Origin of the sequence: Antribacter soli (genome assembly GCF_021568775.1) — a bacterium.
GTDB classification, from domain to species: Bacteria; Actinomycetota; Actinomycetes; order Actinomycetales; family Cellulomonadaceae; genus Antribacter; species Antribacter soli.
On record NZ_JAKGSG010000033.1, the window covers coordinates 33,954 to 53,161 of the forward strand.

Sequence of the window (19,208 nt, forward strand, 5' to 3'; positions counted from 1 at the left end):
AGCAAAGCCTGCCACGCCCCACCGACACGAGTCTTCGGTCGCAGTGGAGCGCTCGGTTCAGCAGCCCGCCAGCCCGATCTGCCCCTCGCGGACCACCAGCGCGAACGTGCCGCACTCGTCCGTGCGGACCACCGCCGCGCCAACACCTTCGTAGAGGCCGATCGCGATGTCCGTCGGGTGTCCGTAGGTGTTGCCCTCGCCGGACGACACGATCGCGACCGCGGGGCTCAACAGCTCAGCCAGGCCCGGCGACTGCACGCGCGAGCCGTGGTGCGCCACCTTCACGACGTCCACCGCCCCGGCACCGCGCCGCAGGAGACCGGCGAGCAGCGCCTCCTGCCCCGCGTCCTCCAGGTCACCGAGCAGCACGACGTCCAGGTCCGCGGTCCGGACGGCCAGCGCGACGCTCGCGTCGTTCGCGCCGTCGCCGCCTGCCTCCCCGCCTTCACCTCCGCCCGACGACGGCCGCTCGTCGTCCAGGCCCGCGAGCAGCACCTCCCACCTCGCGGTCCCGGCCGTCCCCGTCTCGCCGGCGGACGCCGCCCGCACCGGCACACCGGCCTCCTCCAGGCGCGCGACGGCCCACGCGGCGTTCGCGTCCGGCACAGCGAGCGGCGAGACGAGTGCCACGTCCACCTGCCGTCCCGAGAGCACGGCTGGCAGCCCGCCGACGTGGTCGGCGTGGAAGTGGCTGAGGACGAGCAGGTCGACGCGGGTGATCCCGAGGTCGTCCAGGCAGCGTCCGGCAGCGTCGCCATCCGGGCCGACGTCGATCACCACCGCCGAACGCGTTCCCGTCCGCAGGACGAGACCGTCGCCCTGCCCCACGTCGCAGGCCACCACCTGCCAGTCCCCCGGTAGCTCCGGCCCGGGACGCAACACCCGGGGAACCGCCACGCACGCCGCGGTGGCCGCGACCGCCACGACGACCGCGAGGGCAAGGAGGCGTGCCCGGGCGCCCGATCGGCGTCGGGCGGCGATCGCCCTGCGCAGGCCGGACCGTGCCGCATGGCGCCAGGCGTCGGGCCAGCCGCGGCGCGGCGAGGCCCGCAGCACCACCCAGAAGCCGGACAGCGTGACCGCGGCGAGCAGCAGCGCCCCGGCCGGTCCGCCCGGCCAGGGCAGCGAGGCACCGGGCAGCGCCGCGCCCCACGTCGCGACCTGCGCGATCCACCAGGTGGCGCCGCTCGCGGCCCACGCCACCGCGTGCGCGACCGGTGGAGCCCACGGTGCGAACAGCGTCGCGACAAGTCCGAGCACCGTCGCAGGCACGAGTGCGGGCGCCGCCAGGAGGTTGGCCGGCACCGTCACCGCCGAGACCGACGGCGAAAGGAGCACCAGGATCGGACCGCACGCTGCCTGGGCCGCCACCGGCACGGCGAGCGCGAAGGCGGGGACGCGTCCGATCCACGGCTCCAGCCGACGCCCGAGCGGCGCCACCAGCAGCACGAGCCCCGCGGTCGCGGCGGCCGACAGCGCGAAGCCGAACGATCGCGACAGCCACGGGTCGACGACCAGCAGCCCCACCGCGGTCGCGGCGAGCGCCGGCACCGCCTGGGACGGCCGGCCGATCGCCGTCCCGGCCAGCGCGAAGGCTGTCATGACGGCGGCGCGCAGCACGCTCGGCTCGGGCCGGACGAGAACGACGAACCCCGCCGCGGCAACCGCGAGCACACCGACGCGCGCCGCCCGCGGCATCCGCGCGGTCGCGCACAGCCCGGTCAAGACGGCGACCACGATCGCGAAGTGGCTGCCGGACACTGCCGTGATGTGCGTGAGGCCGGTGGTGCGGAGGGCGTCGGCGATGTCGGGCGGCAGCCGCGACGTGTCGCCGATGGCGGCGCCCGGGACCAGCCCGCGGCCCTGCGGCGACAGGTCCGCGGTGACGGCCAGCAGCGACGTGCTCAGCGTGTCCGCCACCCGCAGCAGACCGGCCGGCGGAGCCGTCTGCGCGACCCTCGTGGCGGCGACGCGCGCAGCCTCCGCGGCCCCCGGGTCCGCAGGGCGCGACCGGCCGGTCACCGTGACGAAGGCGCCGTACCGGGGAACGGCGGTGGACGTCACCTGGACGTGGCCTCCGGCCGGGGTGGCGACGCCCCGCGCCGACACGACGCGCGCCGCCAGCACCCAGCGCACCTCGGGCCCGGGTCCGATCGCGCCCAGGCCGCCCGACGGCAACCGGGTCGTGACGGGCTCCGGCTGGGCCACGACGGTGCCCGTCATCGTGACCACCGCACCCGCCGCGGCGAGCCGTTCCAGCGGCGCGCGACCGGCGAGCTGGACGTGCGCGCTCGCCACGACCGTGAGCAGGCAGGCGGATGCGAAGAGGGCGTGCGCGAGGGCAGCCGGCCGGAGATCGCCACGCCCGGCGGAGGCAGCAACCACGGCCCCTGCCGCGACGACGAGGGCGACCCCGAGGCCGAGGAGCACCGGCCACGTGCGCAGCGATGCCGGGCCGGTGACGAGCCAGGCCGCCACCCAGGTCGCGAGCGCCGCCGGAGCAAGACGCAGGTCTGTCATGAAGACTCTCCGGTGTCGTGCCCGGCGATCACCGGACGCGCACGGAGTCGCGGACCTTGTCCAGCAGGGCCGGTCCGATGCCGTCGACCTCCCCGAGCTCGTCGACGCTCGTGAACGGGCCGTTCTCGTCCCGCCAGGTGACGATCCGCTCCGCGATGACCGGGCCGACGCCCGGCAGCGTGTCGAGGAGGGCGGCGTCCGCCGTGTTCAGGTCGACGATCCCGTCGCCCGCTGCTCCGCCGGCCGCAGGCGCACCGGACCCGCCGCTGTCCGGGGCAGCGACCACCTCGCCCGCGGCCGGCACGCGGAGCTGTTCCCCGTCGGCCACCTCGCGGGCAAGATTGACGCCCGACAGGTCGGCGGTCGCGGTCGGCCCGCCGGCCGCCTCCACGGCGTCGGCGATCCGCGCCCCCTCGGGCAGCGTGACGAGCCCCGGACGGTTGACCTGCCCGACCACGTGGACGACGACCTCGCCCGCCGGGGCGGTCTCGCCCCCGCCGGCCGCACCGGGTCCGGTCTCGTCCGAGGAAGCGTCCGGCAGGCCTGCACCCGCGTCAGCACCGGCGACGTCGGCGGCGCCGGCAGGTGCCAGTCCCTGGACGTCGTCCACGGACCCGATCCCGCCGCTGAGCGCAAGGGCCGCGACGCCCGCGCCGAGCAGCAGCACCGCCACGGCCGCGACGACGGCGGTCCGGCCGCGCAGCGCCCAGCGGCGCCCGCCGTCCTCGCCCCGGAGGTCGCCCGGGTGCCCGTGCGCCGCCGCGTAGGCGGCGGCCACGCCCGCGGCGGACCGGCGCGCCCGCAACCGGTCGACGAGCTCCGCGGCCGGATCGTCCGGCTCGCCGACCGGCGCGAACGGCCACAGGTCGGGCGGCGGGCCTGGCGTCCCGTCGGGTGCCGGCCGGCCCCGTCCGCCTGCGGAAACCTCGGAGATCACGTCCATGCCGCGACCGTAGGCGCGGCGATCTGCCGGGCGGGCCGTCTCAGGGGCGCCTGTGCACAGGAACCTCTCGCGCACGGATGTGGTCGGCCACGCACCCGCGCAGCGCCATGGTCACGTGCCGTCGGCCGCGCGTACGAATCCCACGAGCCCGGAACGTGGGATCACCTCAGTGTGCGTGGTCCCCGAGGTCCGCGGTCACGACCGCGAGCGTCCCCGGCCCCACGTGCACACCCAGCACGGCGGAAAGGGGCGCGACCTCGACGTCGGCCCGCGTCCGTGTGCGCAGGCGCCCGGCCAGGACCTGCGCCCGGTCGGGCGCGCCGAAGTGCTGCACCGCGACGACAGGTCGCACCGCAGCGGCGACGTCGGCGGCGGCTTCCTCCAGGAGCCGCTCGGCGACGGCGGCGCGGGTGCGGACGCGCTGCAGCAGCTCGATCCGGCCGTCGCGCAGCCCGAGCACGGGCCGCACGCCGAGGACGGTGCCGATCGCGGCGGCCGTGCCCGAGAGCCGCCCGCCGCGCCGCAGGTGATCGAGCGAGTCGACGACGAACATGGCCCGGACCGTGCCCGCGACCTCGAGAGCGCGCGCGGCGACGTGGGCGGCGTCACACCCAGCGGCCGCGCACTCGACGGCGGCGCGGGCGGCGAAGCCGAGGCCGATGGCGGCGGTCCGGGAGTCGACGACCCGGACTGCGAGCGGCGTCCGGGCAGCGGCGGTCGCGGCCGACCCTACGGTGCCCGACAGCTCCCCGGACAGGTGCAGCGACACGACCGCGCGCGCCCCGTCGTCGGCGAGCATCCGGTACACGGCGGCGAAAGCCTCGGGTGGCGGCTGCGAGGTGGTGACCCGCTCCCCGCCGGCCACGAGCGCCGCGACCTCGTCGGGCGTGATGTCCACGCCTTCCTCGTAGGAGCGGTCGCCCACCAGCACCCGCAGCGGCACCACGACGGGCTGCCCGACGCCGGTCCCGCTGCCTCCGGAGCCGCCCGTCGGCAGGCATGCCGTCGAGTCGGTCACGACCCGGACGACGGGTCGCACCTCGGGCCGGGATCGTCGGATGGCGCGCATGTGCGCGCAACGATACCGACTCGCACCAGCTCACCCGATCGCGGACAGCACGATGCCCGGCGCCGGAAGACGGGTCCGGCGCCGGGCGTCGAGGTGAGGTCAGCGCTCCTCGCGGAAGTCCACGTGTCTGCGGACCATCGGGTCGTACTTGCGGATGACGAGCCGGTCGGGGTCGTTGCGCCGGTTCTTGCGCGTCACGTACGTGAAGCCGGTCCCCGCGGTGGAGCGGAGGCGGATCACGGGGCGCAGGTCGATCTTCGAGGCCATCAGCTGTCCTTCCCTGTGGTTGCGCGGGCGCCGTAGCGGCGCCGGAACTGCTCGACACGGCCGGCGGTGTCGACCACGCGGGACGAGCCGGTCCAGAACGGGTGACTGGCGCTCGAGACCTCGACGTCGACCACCGGGTAGGTGTTGCCGTCCTCCCACTCGATCGTGCGGGCCGGGCGGCCGGGCCCCGCAGGCGTGCCGGCGACCAGCGTGGACCGCGTGAGGAACGCGAAGCCCGCGCTCGCGTCGCGGAACACGACGGGCCCGTACTCGGGGTGGATGTCCTTCTTCATGGTGTCCTCCTGATGACCGATGTCGGATACCGCAACGTAACGAGAATCATTCTCATTCCATGGACCGCGGATGCCGCCACACGGCGATCGTGCGACCATCCGGTGTCATGATGAGAACGACTCTCGTTACCGGTTGGTGACGCCATGGCCACGCTGCTGATGATCGAGAGCTGGCTCCAGTCGACCGGCGTCAAGCTGCCACCTCTTCTCCGTGGGTCCGGACACCGCTACGTCCTGCTCGCTCGCGACCCGGCCATCTACCGCCTGCCCGGCGGCGGCACGCACCCCGTGCTGGAGCAGGCGGACGAGGTCGTCGTCGTGGAGACGAACGACGACGACGCCACCGTCGAGGCCGCTCGTGCGGTCGCGTCCCGACGCCGCATCTGCGGTGTGCTGACCACGTGCGACTACTACCTGCCTGTCGTCGCCCTCGTCTCCGCTGCCCTGAGCCTGCCCGGAGCCCCGCCCGACGTCCTGCGGGCGGCGACCCGCAAGGACCTCGCCCGGCGGGCGTTCGCCCGGGGCGGCGTGCCCGACGCTGCCCACGCCGTCGCCGGCACCTGGCGAGAGGCGCGCAAGGCGGCCTCCGACCTCGGTTACCCGCTCGTCGCCAAGCCGGTCGACCTGAACTCCGGGACCGCGGTGCGGCGCGTCGTCGACGAGACGAGCCTCGCGGACGCCTTCGCCGTGATCACGGGGCCGGAGCGGAACTCGCGTGATCAGCCGCTCGAGCGCCTGGTGCTCCTGGAGGCCGTCCTCGACGGCCCGGAGGTGAGCGTCGAGGCCGTCACGCAGGACGGCCGGACCCGGGTCCTCGGCATCACGGCCAAGACCGTGACCGAGGTGGCAGCGCCCCGCGGCGCCACCGGGTACATCGAGACCGGCCACCTCTTCCCGGCACCGCTGGACGACGTCACGCGAACGGCCGTGGAGTCGCACACCGTCGCCGCGCTCGCGGCGCTCGGCTACCGGCACGGCCTGAGTCACACGGAGCTGCGTCTCACCGCGGCCGGGCCGCGCGTGGTCGAGCTCAACCCGCGGCAAGGCGGCGGGTTCGTCTTCGACCTGGTCCGGCTCGTCACAGGCGTGAGCCCGCTCGCGCTGCTCGTCGATCTCTCGCTCGGGCGGGACCTGGACGCGACGCTGGACGGTTCGCGCGGGGGCGCCGCAGCCAGTGCCGCCGTCTCCTTCCTCATCTCTCAGGCCGACGGCGTGCTCCGCGGCGTCCGGGGGGCGGAGCACCTGGCCCACGATCCCCGGGTCGTCGCCTGGGAGATGCCGCAGCCGGGTCGCGTCGTGCTGCCCTCCGACAACAACGACCGCCTGGGCCACGTCCTGGTCGCCGACCGGACCGGCCGGCAGGCCAAGGCGTGGGCCGACGAGATCGTCGCCGGCCTGGTGCTGGACGTGGACCCCATCGGCTCCGACGCCGTGACGGCCTGACGCGCAGGCGAGCAGGGTCCGTCCGGAGGGACGGACCCCGCTCGCCCGCCCGAGGCGTCAGCCCTGCCGCGCCTTCCCGCGCGGGTTCAGCGTGTTGATGACGAAGACCTTCCCGCGGCGGCGGACCACCTTCGCCCCGGGCTTGTTCTTCAGCGAGCGGAGCGATGCGCGCACCTTCATGAGTCGTCTTCTCCCTTCACCAGCTGGACTTCGTGACGCCGGGCAGCTCGCCGCGCAGCGCCAGCTCGCGCAGCCGGATCCGGGAGAGCCCGAACTTCCTCAGGTGGGCGCGCGGGCGGCCGTCGACGGCGTCGCGGTTGCGCACGCGCGTGGCGCTCGCGTCCCGCGGCTGGCGGCGCAGCTCCTGTGCCGCGAGGGCCTTCTCTCCGGCCGTGGCGACCGGCGACGCGATGACACGCCTGAGCTCGGCGCGCCGCTCGGCGTACCGGGCGACGACGGCACGCCGTCGGGCGTCCGCGACGATCTTGGACGTCTTTGCCATCAGACCCTCTCCCCGCGAGCGAGGATCCTGGCCACCACCACGTCGATGCCCGCGCGGTCGATCGTCTTGATGCCCCGCGCGCTCACGCGGAGCTTCACGTAGCGCCCGAGGCTGGGCACCCAGTACCGCTTGCGCTGGATGTTGGGGTCGAAGCGCCGCTTCGTCCGCACGTGCGAGTGCGAGATGGAGTGGCCGAAGCCCGGCACGGTCCCGAGCACCTGACACCTGGCTGACATGGGAAAAGAACCTCCAGTTGTGAGAATCGTTCTCATCTACGGGGTAGAGTGAATCATGGAATGAGAACCATTATCAACATTGACACCGGAGGTCCCGTGTCCCACTTCCCCCTGAGCCTCCTCGCCACGACCGACCCCGTCGTGCGGGACAGCACGCTCTTCGGCCTTCTCGTCGACTCCCCCGGCCTGGTCGCCGTGCGCCACGACATCGTGGCGACCGAGGGCGCGCTGCGCCGCCTCGTCCTGGATGCGACGGGCGTGCTCGAGGACGTCACGATGCCCCTGGAGCACGCGTGCCTGTCGTGCGCGGTGCGGGAGGACGCCCTGCCGACGCTCGCCCGCCTCACGGACGACGGGCGGTGGACGAGCGCGCTGCTGGCCCTGCCCGTCAGCGCCGAGACCCTCCCGGCCGCACGCGCGCTGACGAGCGCGTGCTCACCCGGTGGACAGCTCGAGGGCGCCTACGTGTCCACGGTGGCCGCCGCCGTCGACCTCGGCACGCTGGCGGACGACCTGCTCGGCGACGACACGCTGGCCGAGCGGGGCCTCGCCCTCACCGACGACGACGAGCGATCGGTCGGCGAGGCGCTCGCCGCCCAGCTCGAGCACGCCGACCTCGTCGTCACCGCACAGGGAGGCACCACGCAGGGCGCCGCGCCGACCGGCTCGGGCCTGGTCGATCGCCTCCGGTCGACAGGGTCGCGGCGGGTCGACGGGCTGCACACCCTCACGCTCACGCACCTCCTCGCCGGCCGGCACGACCGGGCGCTGGGCGAACGGCGGGCGCACCCGCTCGCGGCGCGCTCCGCCGCCGGGTACCGGCGTGGTGCGGACGACACGAGCTGGACGCTCGAGCTGCGCTCGCCCCTGCCCTTCCACCCCGACCGGCTGCTCGACAGCATCGAGTCCCTCGGCGCCGGGCGCCTGCGGGCTCGCGGAGTGTTCCACGTGGCGGACCGCCCAGGAACGGCGTGCCTGTGGGACGGCGCCGGCGGTCAGCTCGCCGTCGCCACCCTCGGCCCGTGGGCCGAGGTGTGCGCCGGCACGACGCCGCAGACTCGCATCGTGATCGCCGGCGCCCACGACGGCGACGGTCTCGACGACCGGCCGCGCCTGCGCGAAGCCTTCCACACCGCGCTCGCCACGCCCGAGGAGCTGCGGCAACCCCGCCGATGGGCCGCGCAGGAGGACGTGCTGGCGCCCTGGCTGGGGGCGCGCCGCTGAGCCGGCGCCCGCTGGCTAGGCCGGGTCCTCCGGGAGCCACGTGAACCACGCCGGCTCCGGGACCTCCTCGAGGCGGCGCACGTCACCGCGGCGCAGCAGGCCCGCGCCGACGAGGCCCCGGGCCATCATGAGGGCGATGGCGGCCGCGCCCGGGGTGTTGAAGTGCGTGTTGTCGCGACGCCCGTCGTCGGTGTGGAGGAAGTACCGCGTGGTCTCCTCGGGGCCCAGCTGCTGCCACAGCGCGAGCGTCTCGCGCTGGACGTCGACGAGCGCCACCCCCTCGCTCGCGGCGAGGGCCCGCATCGCGTCGGGGTACTCGCCGTGGCTCGAGTACGCGTTGCCGTCGGCGTCGAAGCGCCGCCGCTCGGCGGGCGTCGCGAGCACGGGCAGGGCTCCCCGCTCACGAGCACCGTCCAGGTAGCGCGTCAGGTATTCCTGATAGGTGGACCACGGCTCGGTGTACCGCACCACGTCCGTCGCCTTCTGGTCGTTGTGCCCGAACTGGACCACGACCACGTCGCCCTCACGGAGCACGGCGAGGATCGCCTCGAGGCGGCCCTCGTCGACGAAGCTCTTCGAGCTCCTGCCGTTCCGTGCGTGGTTGGCCACGGTGATCCGGTCGGCGAGGTGGTACGGCAGCGCCATCCCCCAGCCGGTCTCGGGCGCCTTCGCCGCACTCTTGGGCGCGGCGGTGGAGTCTCCCGCGACGAAGATCGTCCGGCGGGGCCACGGGTGCGCCGGCTGGTCGGGCTCGTCGGCGGCAGCTTGTCCGGCGACCGCCGCGGCGAACGGGACGCTCGCCAGGCCGGCGAGCACGGACCTGCGGGTGATGTGGTGCGAGGTGGTCATGGGCGTCGTTGCCTCTCGTCCTCGGGAGCGCTCTCGTCCTCGGTGAGCGTCTGGGAAAGCGCTTGCCACCCTACCGGGACGACGACGACCGGGCAATGATCCGCCCGCTCACGACAGCGGCTGTCAGGGCGCGGCGGACAGCACCGGCGCAACGGGGTCCGGGGCCGGCCCGGCCGCCCGCTCCCTCACCGGTCCCGGCACCGCCAGCGCTGCGATCGCCGTCGTGATCGGGATGGCGAGCACGAGCCCGATCGAGCCGACGAGCGTGCGCACCACCTCCTCCGCGATCTCCCCCGAGCTGAGCGCAGCGACGGGCGACTGGTCGATGAGCCACACGGCCAGCAGCAGCGGCAGCGCCGCGCCGACGTACGCGAAGGCGATCGTGTAGACGGTGGAGGCGATGTGGTCGCGCCCGATCCGCATCGCCCGCGCGAACAGCACCGACCGGGGCGCGTCGGGCGCCACCTCCCGCAGCTCCCACACGGCGGACGCCTGCGTGATCGTCACGTCGTTGAGCACACCCATGCCGGCGAGCACGAGCCCGCACAGCGCGATGCCTCGCAGGTCGGCGCCGGGCGCGCTCATCGGCAGGTACTGGGCGGCCTCCGACGTCGCACCCGTGAGCTGGGCCGCGCCCGCCGCCCATGCCCCGATGCCCGCGGTGAGTGCGAGGCCGGCGAGCGTGCCGAGCAGGGCCGCGGACGTCCGGGCACTGAGCCCGTGCGCCAGGTAGAGCGTCACGAACATGACCAGGGACGCCGTCACCAGCGCGACCGGCAGGGCCGCCTCCCCGGCGAGCAGGGCGGGCAGCGTGAAGCCGAGCAGCACCACGAAGGCGAGGGCGAGGCCCGCCATCGCCGCGAGGCCGCGCCACCGCGCGACGAGGAGCACCACGAGCGCGTAGGCGCCGGCGAGGAGGCCGAGCGGCAGCTCCCGCTGGAAGTCCATGAACACGAGCGGGTCGACGGCCTGCGCCACCTCGGACAGGTCGAGCGCGATGATGCGGTCGCCCTCCTCCAGCGGGATCGTCGGCCCGGGCGACTGCATCGTCGACGCCTCACCCGACTCCAGCTCCACCGGGATGCTGCCCGTCGCCGGGTCGGCCGGGCCCGTCACGGTCACGTCGACGAACCGGCTGCCCTCCGCGACCACCGGCACCCTGTCGGGCACGTCGGACGCGTCGGGCCACAGGGCCCAGAGCCCGATCAGCGTCGCGAGCAGGGCCGGGACGAGCGCGGCCGCGAGTACCGCACGGGTCCGCGGGGCCGACGGGCCCGTCGGCCCCGCATGTGCGTGGGAGTGCGCCATGCAGGGCATCCTCACACACGGGAACGACGCCGGTGGCGCACCTCCACGGGGAGGCGCGCCACCGGCGTCGGACGTGCGGCGTCAGGCCGGGACGATGTTCACCAGCTTCGGCGCCCGGACGATCACCGTACGGACGCCACGCCCGTCCAGCGCCTTGACCACGTTCGGCTCGGCCAGGGCGGTCTCGCGCAGGTCGTCCTCGGAGATCGCCGGGGCGACCTCGAGCCGGGCACGGACCTTGCCCTGCACCTGGACCACGCAGGTCACGGTGTCCTCGACCAGGTAGGCGGGGTCGGCCACGGGGAACGGCTCGTAGGCCAGCGACCCCTCGTGCCCCAGCCGCGACCACAGCTCCTCCGCGATGTGCGGCGCGACCGGCGCCGTCATCAGGATCAGCGGCTCGACCACGGCACGCGGCACGCTCGACAGCCCCGTCAGGTGGTTGTTCAGCGTGATGAGCTTCGCGATGGCCGTGTTCGGGCGCATTCCCTCCATCTCGGTCCGGACGTCCGCGATCGCACGGTGCAGCGCACGCAGGGTCGTCGTGTCGGGCGCGTCGTCCGTCACGGTCACCTCGCCGGTCTCCTCGGAGACCACGTTGCGCCACAGCCGCTGCAGGAAGCGCTGCGACCCGACGACGGCGCGCGTGTCCCACGGGCGCGACAGGTCCAGCGGACCCATCGACATCTCGTAGACGCGGAACGTGTCGGCGCCGTACGCCTCGTACATGTCGTCCGGCGAGACGACGTTCTTCAGCGACTTGCCGATCTTCCCGTACTCGCGGTTCACGGGCTGCCCACGCCAGGTCCAGCCGGTCTGCTCGTCGCCCTCGACCTCGGCTGCGGGGACATACTGCCCGCGCGAGTCGGTGAACGCGTACGCCTGGATGTAGCCCTGGTTGAACAGCCTGCCGAACGGCTCCAGGCTGGTCACGACGCCCAGGTCGTACAGGACCTTGTGCCAGAACCGCGCGTACAGCAGGTGCAGCACCGCGTGCTCCACGCCGCCCACATACAGGTCGACGCCGCCGGCGGGCCCGCTCGTCGGGTTGTGCCGGGGACCCAGCCAGTACTCCTCCAGCGCAGGGTCGACCGCGTGCTCCGTGTCGGCCGGGTCCAGGTAGCGCAGGTAGTACCAGCAGGAGCCCGCCCAGTTCGGCATGGTGTTCGTGTCGCGGCGGTACTGCTTCGGGCCGTCGCCCAGGTCGAGCGTGACCTTGACCCAGTCCTCGTTGCGGCCCAGCGGCGCCTCCGGCTCGGAGCTCGCGTCCTCCGGCTCGAACGTGCGCGGCGCGTAGTCGGGCACGTCCGGCAGGTCGACCGGCAGCATGGCGTCGGGGATGGCGACCGGGCGGTCGTCCTCGTCCCAGACCACCGGGAACGGCTCGCCCCAGTAGCGCTGGCGGCTGAACAGCCAGTCGCGCAGGCGGTACGTCGTCGTGCCCTCGCCGACGCCGTTCGACTCCAGCCACGCGATCATCGCGGCCTTGGCCTCGGGCACGGACAGGCCGTCCAGGCTCAGGCGGTCCGACGACGAGGCGACCACGGAACCGTCGCCCGTGTAGGCCCCGGTGAAGTCCGCCGGGAGCCCGCCCTCCGGCTCCACCGTGCGGATCACCGGCAGCTCGTACGCCTCGGCGAATGCGAAGTCGCGCTCGTCGCCGCCGGGCACGGCCATGATGGCGCCGGTGCCGTAACCCATCAGGACGTAGTCGGCGGTGAACACCGGGATGTATGCGCCGTTGACCGGGTTCACGGCCAGGTGGCCGGTGAACACACCGGTCTTCTTGCCGGCATCCGCCTGGCGCTCCACGGCCGACTTGGCCGACGACTCCTTGCGGTAGGCCGCCACCGCCTCGATGGGCGTGGCGTTCCCACCGGTCCAGGTGTTGCGCGTGCCGTCGGGCCACGCCGCGGGCACCTCGTCCAGCAGCGGGTGCTCCGGGGCCACCACCATGAAGGTCGCCCCGAACAGCGTGTCGGGGCGCGTGGTGAAGACCTCGACCTGCGACCCGGCGCCCGCCGGGTCGGTCGTCCCGTCTGCGCCGAGCGTGTGGAACCGGACCTTGGCGCCCGTCGAGCGGCCGATCCAGTTGCGCTGCATCGACTTGACCTTCTCGGGCCAGTCGATCAGCTCCAGGTCGTCGATCAGCCGGTCCGCATAGGCGGTGATGCGCATCTTCCACTGGCGCAGGTTGCGCGTGAACACCGGGAAGTTGCCGCGCTCCGACCGGCCGTCCGCGGTGACCTCCTCGTTCGCCAGCACGGTGCCCAGACCCGGGCACCAGTTCACCGGCGACGAGTCCACGTAGGCCAGGCGCTGGGCGTCCAGCACGTCGCGCTGCTCCTCGCGGGACAGACCGGCCCACACCGCGCCGCCCGCGTTGTCGCCCTCGTGGCCGGGCACGGGGCGCGCGCCGGCGGCCAGCTCCGCCTCCAGCTCGGCGATGCGGCGGGCCCGGCCGCGGCCGCCGTCGGGCCGCGCGGCCTCGGCGTCGTACCAGGAGTCGAAGATCTGCAGGAAGATCCACTGCGTCCAGCGCACGTACTCGGGGTCGATCGTCGCGAACGAGCGGCGCTGGTCGTGCGCCAGGCCGGCGCGGCGCAGCTGCCGCTTGTAGGTGACGATGTTGCGTTCGGTCACCAGGCGCGGGTGCTCGCCCGTCTGTACGGCGTACTGCTCGGCCGGCAGGCCGAACGCGTCGAAGCCCATGGTGTGCAGCACGTTGTCGCCGCACATGCGGCGGAAACGGCCGACCACGTCCGTGGCGATGAAGCCCAGGGGGTGGCCCACGTGCAGTCCCGCACCCGACGGGTACGGGAACATGTCCATGATGAAGTACGGGTCCCCGGTCGCGTCCGCGCCGCCGGGCCCCTTCAGGTCACCGGTCGGGTTGGCGGCGTGGAAGGTGCCCAGCTCCTCCCACCGGTCCTGCCAGCGCAGCTCGATCTCCTGCGCGAGGGCCGGGGTGTAGCGGAATCGGGGCTCGTCCGGGGCGGACGATGCTGCGGCAGTGCGTTCTGCGGCGTCGGGCGTGGTCACCCGGCCGATTCTACCGACCGCCTCCGTGACGGCCTGCTGCGTCGTGGCGTGTGCGCTCATGGTGCTGCTCCTGTGCTCTGCGATCGGGATCCGGGCACGAAAAAGCCCCTCGCAGGGAGGGGCGGCCGCGCTGGGTGTGCCCGATCGGGGGCGAGGTCAGCGCGGCTGGATAAGGAGCGAGCGGATACGACTCATGGCACAACCGTACCGGCGCCCGTGCGACCGAGGCAACGACCTGTGGATGACACGCCGACAGCGGGCGCGCCGCCGACCAGGGCGTGTGAATCGCGGAGCGAGAGGACGACGGCGGCGAGGACGACTTCGGCGGTAGCATGCGGCTCTCTTGGTGAAGGCTGACCGTTCTCACTGGACCCTGGTGACCGGTACGTTCGTCTCATCGAAAATCGAGCGCTTGGGTGGGGGATGCCGTGCTGGAGGCTCTGGTGACGACAGCTGCCGGGGCTCTGTCCGCCACGGTGGGCGTCCTGGTCGGCGGCATCGTGGCGCGACGCGCTCAGGACAACCAGTGGCTACGTGATCAACAGCTCGGCGCCTACCAGGATCTGTTCAGCCACTACGCCAAGTTCACGATGGAGCTCAGGCAGGCGCACGGAGCGCAACGCGGCTGGGACTACGACTGGGGCGAGTGGAACGCAGCCCTGATGCGAGCGGGTCTGGTCGCCCCCGGCGACGTGGCGGCTGAGATCGACGGCTTCGGCCGGGCCATCAACTCCTTCCTGGACCAGGTGGCGCGGAGTCGCGACCCGCGGCTCGATCCGCTGAGCCCCGAGGCGTTCGAGCAGGCAAGGCAGGCACCGGCTCAGGCGCAGGTGAAGCTGGTCAACGCCATACGACGGTCACTGAGCCGCGATGCTGAAGGACTGCCCTTCGGGATCGGTGGGTGACGCGGGTCGAGGAGGCCGCGATCCTCGCCGAGGTGTCCGACGACGGTGACGGCGTGTGGAACTCTGGGGTTACTCGACATCAATGGTGGGCTGAGGGTCTGTGGAAGACCTCGCACGAGAGGCTGCGGCTGTGGACCGCGGACGGGACGTGGGAGAAGATCCTGAACCACGTGATCGTCAAAGACGACTCCGTGGGTCGCGTGGAGTGGACGTTCAGGAGAACGAACGGATCAGGTCCCCGCCGACCGACAGCATCAGCCAGCCGACCGCCACGACGTAGCCGATCGCCAGGATCGTCCACCGGTTGCCGACCACGACGGACCGGAGGCCCGCGGAGGCGGGCAGGTCGCCGGACTGCACCAGGCGCACGATCTGCACCCACAGCAGCGGCCACATGACCGTCCAGACGATCATGCAGGCGGGGCACAGGGCGACGATCGTGTAGAAGCTCGTGTACATGAGGAAGAACACGAGCGCCTGACCGAGCACCGTGCCGCCCAGCAGCGACAGCCAGTACCAGCGCGGCAGGCGGGCTCCGACGAGCAGCACCACGGCGGTGGTCATGACGACGGGGAACGCCGCGAGCCCGATGTACGGGTTCGGGAAGCCGAGCACCGCACCCTGCGAGGAGCCCATCGCGGCGCCGCACTGGACGAACAGGTTGAGGGTGCAGGACGCGACCCGGTCCGGCTCGACGAACGCCAGGTACTTCTCGATCGCGAGCCACAGCGACGCCCCGAACCCGATCGTGCCCAGCACGAGCAGCAGCACGGCAAGGGTCCGGCCCCCGGGGCCCCGTCCGACGGCGGAGCTCGCCCCGGTTGGTTCGCCCGGCTCGGTCTCGGGCCGGGCTGTGGTGCTGCTGTCGGTCACGTGCATACCGTACCGCCCTGCACCTGGACGCCCGCTGTACGTCACGCCACGGCGTGCACGACCCTCTGCCTGCCCGCGACGAGCACCATGGCCAGGCCGAGGAACGTGACGACGACGCCGGCCCAGGTGGGCGCGAGGTAGCCCCATCCGGCGGCGATCACCGCCCCGCCGAGGAAGGCGCCGGCCCCGTTGGCGGCGTTCAGGGCGGAGTGGCACAGGGCCGCCCCGAGCGACGGCGCACCGGGCGACAGGTCCATGAGCCGCGTCTGGAACGCCAGGCCGAGCACCTGCGACGTGACGCCGAGCAGGAACAGCGACGCGAGGGCGGGCACGACCGAGTGCCCGGTGAGACCGAACAGGACGAGCGACACGCCGGTGGCGACGAAGCCGATGACGACGGCCCGCAGCACGCCGCGGTCGGCGAGCCACCCGCCGACCTGCGTGCCGACCGTCATCCCGACGCCGAACAGCGCCAGCACCCAGGGCACGGAGCCCTCCGTCAGGCCGGTGACGCGCATCATCGTGGGGGCGACGTAGGAGTAGACGGCGAAGAGCCCGCCGAACCCGACCGCCCCCGCGCCGAACGCGATCCACAGCGGCGGGTTGCGCAGCGTCGCGAGCTCGGACCGCACGGACGTGCCGCCGCCGCCCGCGCCCTCGGGGACGAGCCGCCACAGGCCGAGCACCGTCAGCGCGCCGAGGACGCCGACCACGACGTAGGACACGCGCCAGCCGAGCTCCTGGCCCACGTAGGTCGACAGGGGCACGCCCACCACGTTGGCGATGGTCAGGCCGGTCATCATGGTCGCGACGGCCCGCCCGCGCAGCCCAGGTCCGACGACGGCGGCCCCGACCGCCGCGCCGACGCCGAAGAACGCGCCGTGCGGGAGCCCCGCCAGGAAGCGTCCGACGACGAGCCACTCGACCGCGGGCGCCGCGGCGGAGAGCACGTTGGCCAGGGTGTAGCTGGTCATGAGCAGGGTCAGGAGGGTCTTGCGCGACATCCGCGCGGCCGAGACGGTCAGCAGCGGCGCGCCCACCACCACACCCAGCGCGTACGCGGTGATCGTGTGCCCCACGACGGGATCGCTCACGCCGAGGTCGGCGCCGATCTGGGGCAGCAGCCCCATGGCGGCGAACTCCGTGGTGCCGATGGTGAACCCGCCGACGGCGAGCGCCAGGAGTGCGGGCGCAGCGCCCCGCAGAGTCCGGTCCATGCGTCTCCTGTGTGCGTGTCGAATCGATCTGATCATCGACGTCGACTGCACCGGCGACGAAGGGTGGGACGCGGGAAACCCTACCCTGCGGCGCCCACCCAGACACGCGAGGCGGCGAGCAGCCCGAGGTCGGCGGTGCGGTCGCCGTCGGGCCGCCCGGACGGGGTCCAGCGCACGGCGAGGGTCCCCGCGTACTCGCGGCGCGCCGTCACGGCGACGTGCACGTCGAGCTCGAGGCCGAGGCCGCCGAGGTACCGCAGTGCGTCGGGATCGGCGTCGCTGATCCGGACGACCGTCCCGGACTGGCCGGGCTCCATCGTGGACAGCGGGACGGCGTCGGGCCGCACCACGCTGCCGTCGGGGCCGGGGATGGGGTCGCCGTGGGGGTCCCGGGAGGGCCGGCCGAGCCGCGCGTCGATCCGCTCGATCAGCAGGTCGGACACGGCGTGCTCCAGCACCTCCGCCTCGTCGTGCACCTCGTCCCAGCCGTAGCCGAGCTCGACCACGAGGTAGGTCTCGAGGAGCCGGTGCCGCCGCACCATGGCCAGCGCGTGGCGCCGCCCGGCGGGGGTGAGCTCGATCGCCTTGTACGGCGCGTGGTCGAGCAGGCCCTGGTCGCACAGCCGGCGCACCGTCTCGGAGACGGTGGACACGCCCACCCCCATACGGTCCGCGAGCTGCTTGGTGGTCACCTTCTCGTCGGACCACTCCTGCGCCGACCACACCGCCTTGAGGTAGTCCTGGGCGACGGTGGTGAGTTCGGCCGGGTCGGTGCGTTCGTCCACGGCACGAGCCTACGGGGACACGGTGGGCGCCGGTTCCGGCGCCGGCTCGCCGGCCTCGGGCGGCACCTCGCCCGGGTACGGCACCGGGTCCGGGACCGCCTGCCGGTCGCTCACGGTGGCCGCACCCGACGGCGTGACGGTGACGAGCTGCCAATCGACGAACCGGCGGGAGGCGAGGTCGAAGCGCAGGAGCGTCATCTCGGCGGTGCCACGCAGCGGCCCGACGGTCGGCTGGCCGGTGGCCGCGCCCGCGGTGCTCGCGTTGACGTACCGGACGCCGTACCCGACGGCCTCGGGTCCGGAGCGCTTGTGCGTGTGCCCCGAGATCTGGAACGGCACGCAGCCGGAGTCGAGGGCGGCGTCGCCGACGGGCGGCGTGTGCACGAGCAGCAGGTCAACCCGCTCCTCTGCGGTGCCAGGCCCCTCGAAACCGGGGTCGCCCGCCGCCTCGCACGCGGCGTCCGCAAGGCGCTGCGCGGTCTCGGCGGGGGTCTCGGCCCGCGCGGCGGTGGTGCCGGCGCCGACACGGGTCTCGAGCGGGTCGCGGTCGCCGAGGATGCGCACGCCGGCCACCTCGACCACCTCCCCGTCGAGCACGATCTCGCCGTGCGCCCTCTCCTGGCCCGACGTGATCAGGGAGTCGTGGTTGCCGTCCGAGACCACCATCGGCACGCCGCCGGGCACTGCGGACGCGAACGAGTCGACGCAGACCGACTCGACCGCTGTGCCGTTCATCGTGGTGTCGCCGGCGTTGACGACGGCGTCGACGTCGGCCCGCGTGGCGAGCTCGCGGATGAGGGGCGTCATCCCCGTGTTGCAGTGCAGGTCGCTGACGACGAGCAGCGTCACGAGGTCGGCCTCTGGCGAGGGTGTGGGCGACGGGAACGGCGGCAGCGTCGCCGCGGGCGAGGTGTCCGGCGTCGGCGATGCGTCCGGACCTGGGGCCGACGGCGGCTCCGCCCGGGCCTCCCACTCGGTCCAGGAGGCGACGAGGCTCTCGCGTGCCCCCGCGTAGAAGGCCTCGTTCTGCCGGTAGAGGCCGACGAGCTGCCCGCCGTAGGTGTCGATGACGCCGGCGAGGCGCCCCGTGATCCTGGCGCCCTGCAGCGAGGTGCCGTCGAAGACGGCCGAGGCGGGTACCCCCCGCTGGTCCGGGATCGCTATGCCGCTCGCCGTGGACGAACCCCACACGAGCGCGACGAGCACCACCGAGGCGGTGATCTCCCAGGTGCGCGGCACCACGACGCGGTTCAGCTCGGTGCGCCGGTCCCGCCCGAGGAGAGCCCGCACGCCGAGGAACGCGCCGGCGACGACGACGAGCGCGACGCCGGACCGCACGGCGGCGTCGAGCAGGAGCGCCCGGGCGACGGTACCGACGGTCCGCTCGGGCGACGAGAAGAACTGGAGGTAGGAGTCGAGGTCGCCGCCGAGGGCGTTGAGAGTCGCCGCCGGCGTGACGGCCGTCAGGTCGGCCGGGATCTCCTTCACGGTGACCGTGACGCCCAGGTTCAGCGGCAGCGGCGAGTCGACCTCCAACGTGCCGAGCGGCCCGAGGTCGGCGACGACGGCGTCCTCGGCCGTCACCTCGTAGAGCGCCTCGTGCGGGCCGAGGCTGAGCTCGGCGCGGGCCGTGGTGAGTCCGAACACCACGCAGGCGAGGACGACCGCCACGGAGGCGAGCGCCCATCGGACCCAGCGGGGCGGTACGGGGCGAGGTCGGCTCATCAGTGCC

Annotated in this window: 18 protein-coding genes; 3 read left to right on the forward strand and 15 right to left on the reverse strand. The window is 73.7% G+C overall.

Translation table 11 applies throughout. The annotated features are described in order from the left end of the window. Positions 1-57 precede the first annotated feature (57 nt). From L1785_RS11305 to L1785_RS11325, 5 genes are all read right to left on the reverse strand, one after another. Positions 58-2,520: a ComEC/Rec2 family competence protein gene (locus tag L1785_RS11305; RefSeq protein ID WP_236089368.1), complete on the reverse strand. Its 2,463-nt coding sequence runs from the start codon at positions 2,518-2,520 to the stop codon at positions 58-60. 28 nt (positions 2,521-2,548) lie between these two features. Continuing rightward, positions 2,549-3,463, reverse strand: a complete 915-nt coding sequence (locus L1785_RS11310) for a ComEA family DNA-binding protein (protein ID WP_236089369.1) — start codon at positions 3,461-3,463, stop codon at positions 2,549-2,551. Between the two features lie 166 nt (positions 3,464-3,629). Continuing rightward, positions 3,630-4,532, reverse strand: coding sequence for a DegV family protein (locus L1785_RS11315; protein ID WP_236089370.1), 903 nt, complete (start codon positions 4,530-4,532; stop codon positions 3,630-3,632). A gap of 99 nt (positions 4,533-4,631) precedes the next feature. Next, the gene (gene rpmG, locus L1785_RS11320; protein WP_236089371.1) at positions 4,632-4,799 is read right to left on the reverse strand and encodes a 50S ribosomal protein L33; all 168 of its coding nucleotides are present in this window, start codon (positions 4,797-4,799) and stop codon (positions 4,632-4,634) included. Continuing rightward, complete coding sequence (locus L1785_RS11325; protein ID WP_236089372.1) at positions 4,799-5,092, reverse strand: type B 50S ribosomal protein L31; 294 nt, start codon at positions 5,090-5,092, stop codon at positions 4,799-4,801. Before L1785_RS11325 ends, rpmG begins: the two co-directional genes overlap by 1 nt. Positions 5,093-5,236: 144 nt before the next feature. On the opposite strand from L1785_RS11325, the gene L1785_RS11330 reads away from it, so the two are divergent. Further along, positions 5,237-6,535, forward strand: a complete 1,299-nt coding sequence (locus L1785_RS11330; protein WP_236089373.1) for an ATP-grasp domain-containing protein — start codon at positions 5,237-5,239, stop codon at positions 6,533-6,535. Positions 6,536-6,592: 57 nt separating this feature from the next. Here L1785_RS11330 and ykgO read toward each other — a convergent pair whose 3' ends face one another. Genes ykgO through rpmB form a run of 3 tightly spaced genes read right to left on the reverse strand, consistent with a single transcriptional unit; the run spans position 6,593 to position 7,273 of the window. Then, the gene (gene ykgO, locus L1785_RS11335; RefSeq protein ID WP_236089374.1) at positions 6,593-6,715 is read right to left on the reverse strand and encodes a type B 50S ribosomal protein L36; all 123 of its coding nucleotides are present in this window, start codon (positions 6,713-6,715) and stop codon (positions 6,593-6,595) included. A gap of 16 nt (positions 6,716-6,731) precedes the next feature. Next, complete coding sequence (gene rpsN, locus L1785_RS11340; RefSeq protein ID WP_236089375.1) at positions 6,732-7,037, reverse strand: 30S ribosomal protein S14; 306 nt, start codon at positions 7,035-7,037, stop codon at positions 6,732-6,734. Continuing rightward, positions 7,037-7,273 (reverse strand): 50S ribosomal protein L28, encoded by a 237-nt coding sequence (rpmB, locus tag L1785_RS11345; RefSeq protein WP_236089376.1) that lies wholly within the window; start codon positions 7,271-7,273, stop codon positions 7,037-7,039. The genes rpsN and rpmB overlap by 1 nt, the downstream gene beginning before the upstream one ends. A 96-nt stretch (positions 7,274-7,369) precedes the next feature. Here rpmB and L1785_RS11350 point away from each other — a divergent pair, with 96 nt between their 5' ends. After that, positions 7,370-8,497: a GTP-binding protein gene (locus L1785_RS11350; protein ID WP_236089377.1), complete on the forward strand. Its 1,128-nt coding sequence runs from the start codon at positions 7,370-7,372 to the stop codon at positions 8,495-8,497. Positions 8,498-8,512: 15 nt separating this feature from the next. Here L1785_RS11350 and L1785_RS11355 read toward each other — a convergent pair whose 3' ends face one another. The 3 genes from L1785_RS11355 to leuS form a co-directional block, all read right to left on the reverse strand. Next, the gene (locus tag L1785_RS11355; protein WP_236089378.1) at positions 8,513-9,346 is read right to left on the reverse strand and encodes a rhamnogalacturonan acetylesterase; all 834 of its coding nucleotides are present in this window, start codon (positions 9,344-9,346) and stop codon (positions 8,513-8,515) included. Positions 9,347-9,469: 123 nt separating this feature from the next. Beyond that, positions 9,470-10,654 carry a YibE/F family protein gene (locus L1785_RS11360; RefSeq protein WP_236089379.1) on the reverse strand — a complete coding sequence of 395 codons (1,185 nt, stop codon included), beginning with the start codon at positions 10,652-10,654 and terminating at the stop codon, positions 9,470-9,472. 81 nt (positions 10,655-10,735) lie between these two features. Then, positions 10,736-13,756, reverse strand: a complete 3,021-nt coding sequence (leuS, locus tag L1785_RS11365; protein WP_236089380.1) for a leucine--tRNA ligase — start codon at positions 13,754-13,756, stop codon at positions 10,736-10,738. Positions 13,757-14,124: 368 nt separating this feature from the next. Here leuS and L1785_RS11370 point away from each other — a divergent pair, with 368 nt between their 5' ends. Then, the gene (locus tag L1785_RS11370; protein WP_236089381.1) at positions 14,125-14,601 is read left to right on the forward strand and encodes a hypothetical protein; all 477 of its coding nucleotides are present in this window, start codon (positions 14,125-14,127) and stop codon (positions 14,599-14,601) included. 213 nt (positions 14,602-14,814) lie between these two features. On the opposite strand, the gene L1785_RS11375 is transcribed toward L1785_RS11370, so the two are convergent. From L1785_RS11375 to L1785_RS11390, 4 genes are all read right to left on the reverse strand, one after another. Continuing rightward, positions 14,815-15,474 (reverse strand): vitamin K epoxide reductase family protein, encoded by a 660-nt coding sequence (locus tag L1785_RS11375; RefSeq protein WP_236089382.1) that lies wholly within the window; start codon positions 15,472-15,474, stop codon positions 14,815-14,817. A gap of 41 nt (positions 15,475-15,515) precedes the next feature. After that, positions 15,516-16,691 carry an MFS transporter gene (locus L1785_RS11380; protein ID WP_236089383.1) on the reverse strand — a complete coding sequence of 392 codons (1,176 nt, stop codon included), beginning with the start codon at positions 16,689-16,691 and terminating at the stop codon, positions 15,516-15,518. Positions 16,692-16,771: 80 nt separating this feature from the next. Next, positions 16,772-17,476 carry a metal-dependent transcriptional regulator gene (locus L1785_RS11385; RefSeq protein WP_236089384.1) on the reverse strand — a complete coding sequence of 235 codons (705 nt, stop codon included), beginning with the start codon at positions 17,474-17,476 and terminating at the stop codon, positions 16,772-16,774. A gap of 9 nt (positions 17,477-17,485) precedes the next feature. Next, complete coding sequence (locus tag L1785_RS11390; RefSeq protein WP_236089385.1) at positions 17,486-19,201, reverse strand: metallophosphoesterase family protein; 1,716 nt, start codon at positions 19,199-19,201, stop codon at positions 17,486-17,488. Between the last annotated feature and the right edge of the window lie 7 nt (positions 19,202-19,208).

Coding starts and splice junctions, on each gene's coding strand:
- L1785_RS11305 (WP_236089368.1), bottom strand. CDS start 2,520: ATGACAGACCTGCGTCTTGCTCCGGCGGCGCTCGCGACCTGGGTGGCG.
- L1785_RS11310 (WP_236089369.1), bottom strand. CDS start 3,463: ATGGACGTGATCTCCGAGGTTTCCGCAGGCGGACGGGGCCGGCCGGCA.
- L1785_RS11315 (WP_236089370.1), bottom strand. CDS start 4,532: ATGCGCGCCATCCGACGATCCCGGCCCGAGGTGCGACCCGTCGTCCGG.
- rpmG (WP_236089371.1), bottom strand. CDS start 4,799: ATGGCCTCGAAGATCGACCTGCGCCCCGTGATCCGCCTCCGCTCCACC.
- L1785_RS11325 (WP_236089372.1), bottom strand. CDS start 5,092: ATGAAGAAGGACATCCACCCCGAGTACGGGCCCGTCGTGTTCCGCGAC.
- L1785_RS11330 (WP_236089373.1), top strand. CDS start 5,237: ATGGCCACGCTGCTGATGATCGAGAGCTGGCTCCAGTCGACCGGCGTC.
- ykgO (WP_236089374.1), bottom strand. CDS start 6,715: ATGAAGGTGCGCGCATCGCTCCGCTCGCTGAAGAACAAGCCCGGGGCG.
- rpsN (WP_236089375.1), bottom strand. CDS start 7,037: ATGGCAAAGACGTCCAAGATCGTCGCGGACGCCCGACGGCGTGCCGTC.
- rpmB (WP_236089376.1), bottom strand. CDS start 7,273: ATGTCAGCCAGGTGTCAGGTGCTCGGGACCGTGCCGGGCTTCGGCCAC.
- L1785_RS11355 (WP_236089378.1), bottom strand. CDS start 9,346: ATGACCACCTCGCACCACATCACCCGCAGGTCCGTGCTCGCCGGCCTG.
- L1785_RS11360 (WP_236089379.1), bottom strand. CDS start 10,654: ATGGCGCACTCCCACGCACATGCGGGGCCGACGGGCCCGTCGGCCCCG.
- leuS (WP_236089380.1), bottom strand. CDS start 13,756: ATGAGCGCACACGCCACGACGCAGCAGGCCGTCACGGAGGCGGTCGGT.
- L1785_RS11380 (WP_236089383.1), bottom strand. CDS start 16,691: ATGGACCGGACTCTGCGGGGCGCTGCGCCCGCACTCCTGGCGCTCGCC.
- L1785_RS11390 (WP_236089385.1), bottom strand. CDS start 19,201: ATGAGCCGACCTCGCCCCGTACCGCCCCGCTGGGTCCGATGGGCGCTC.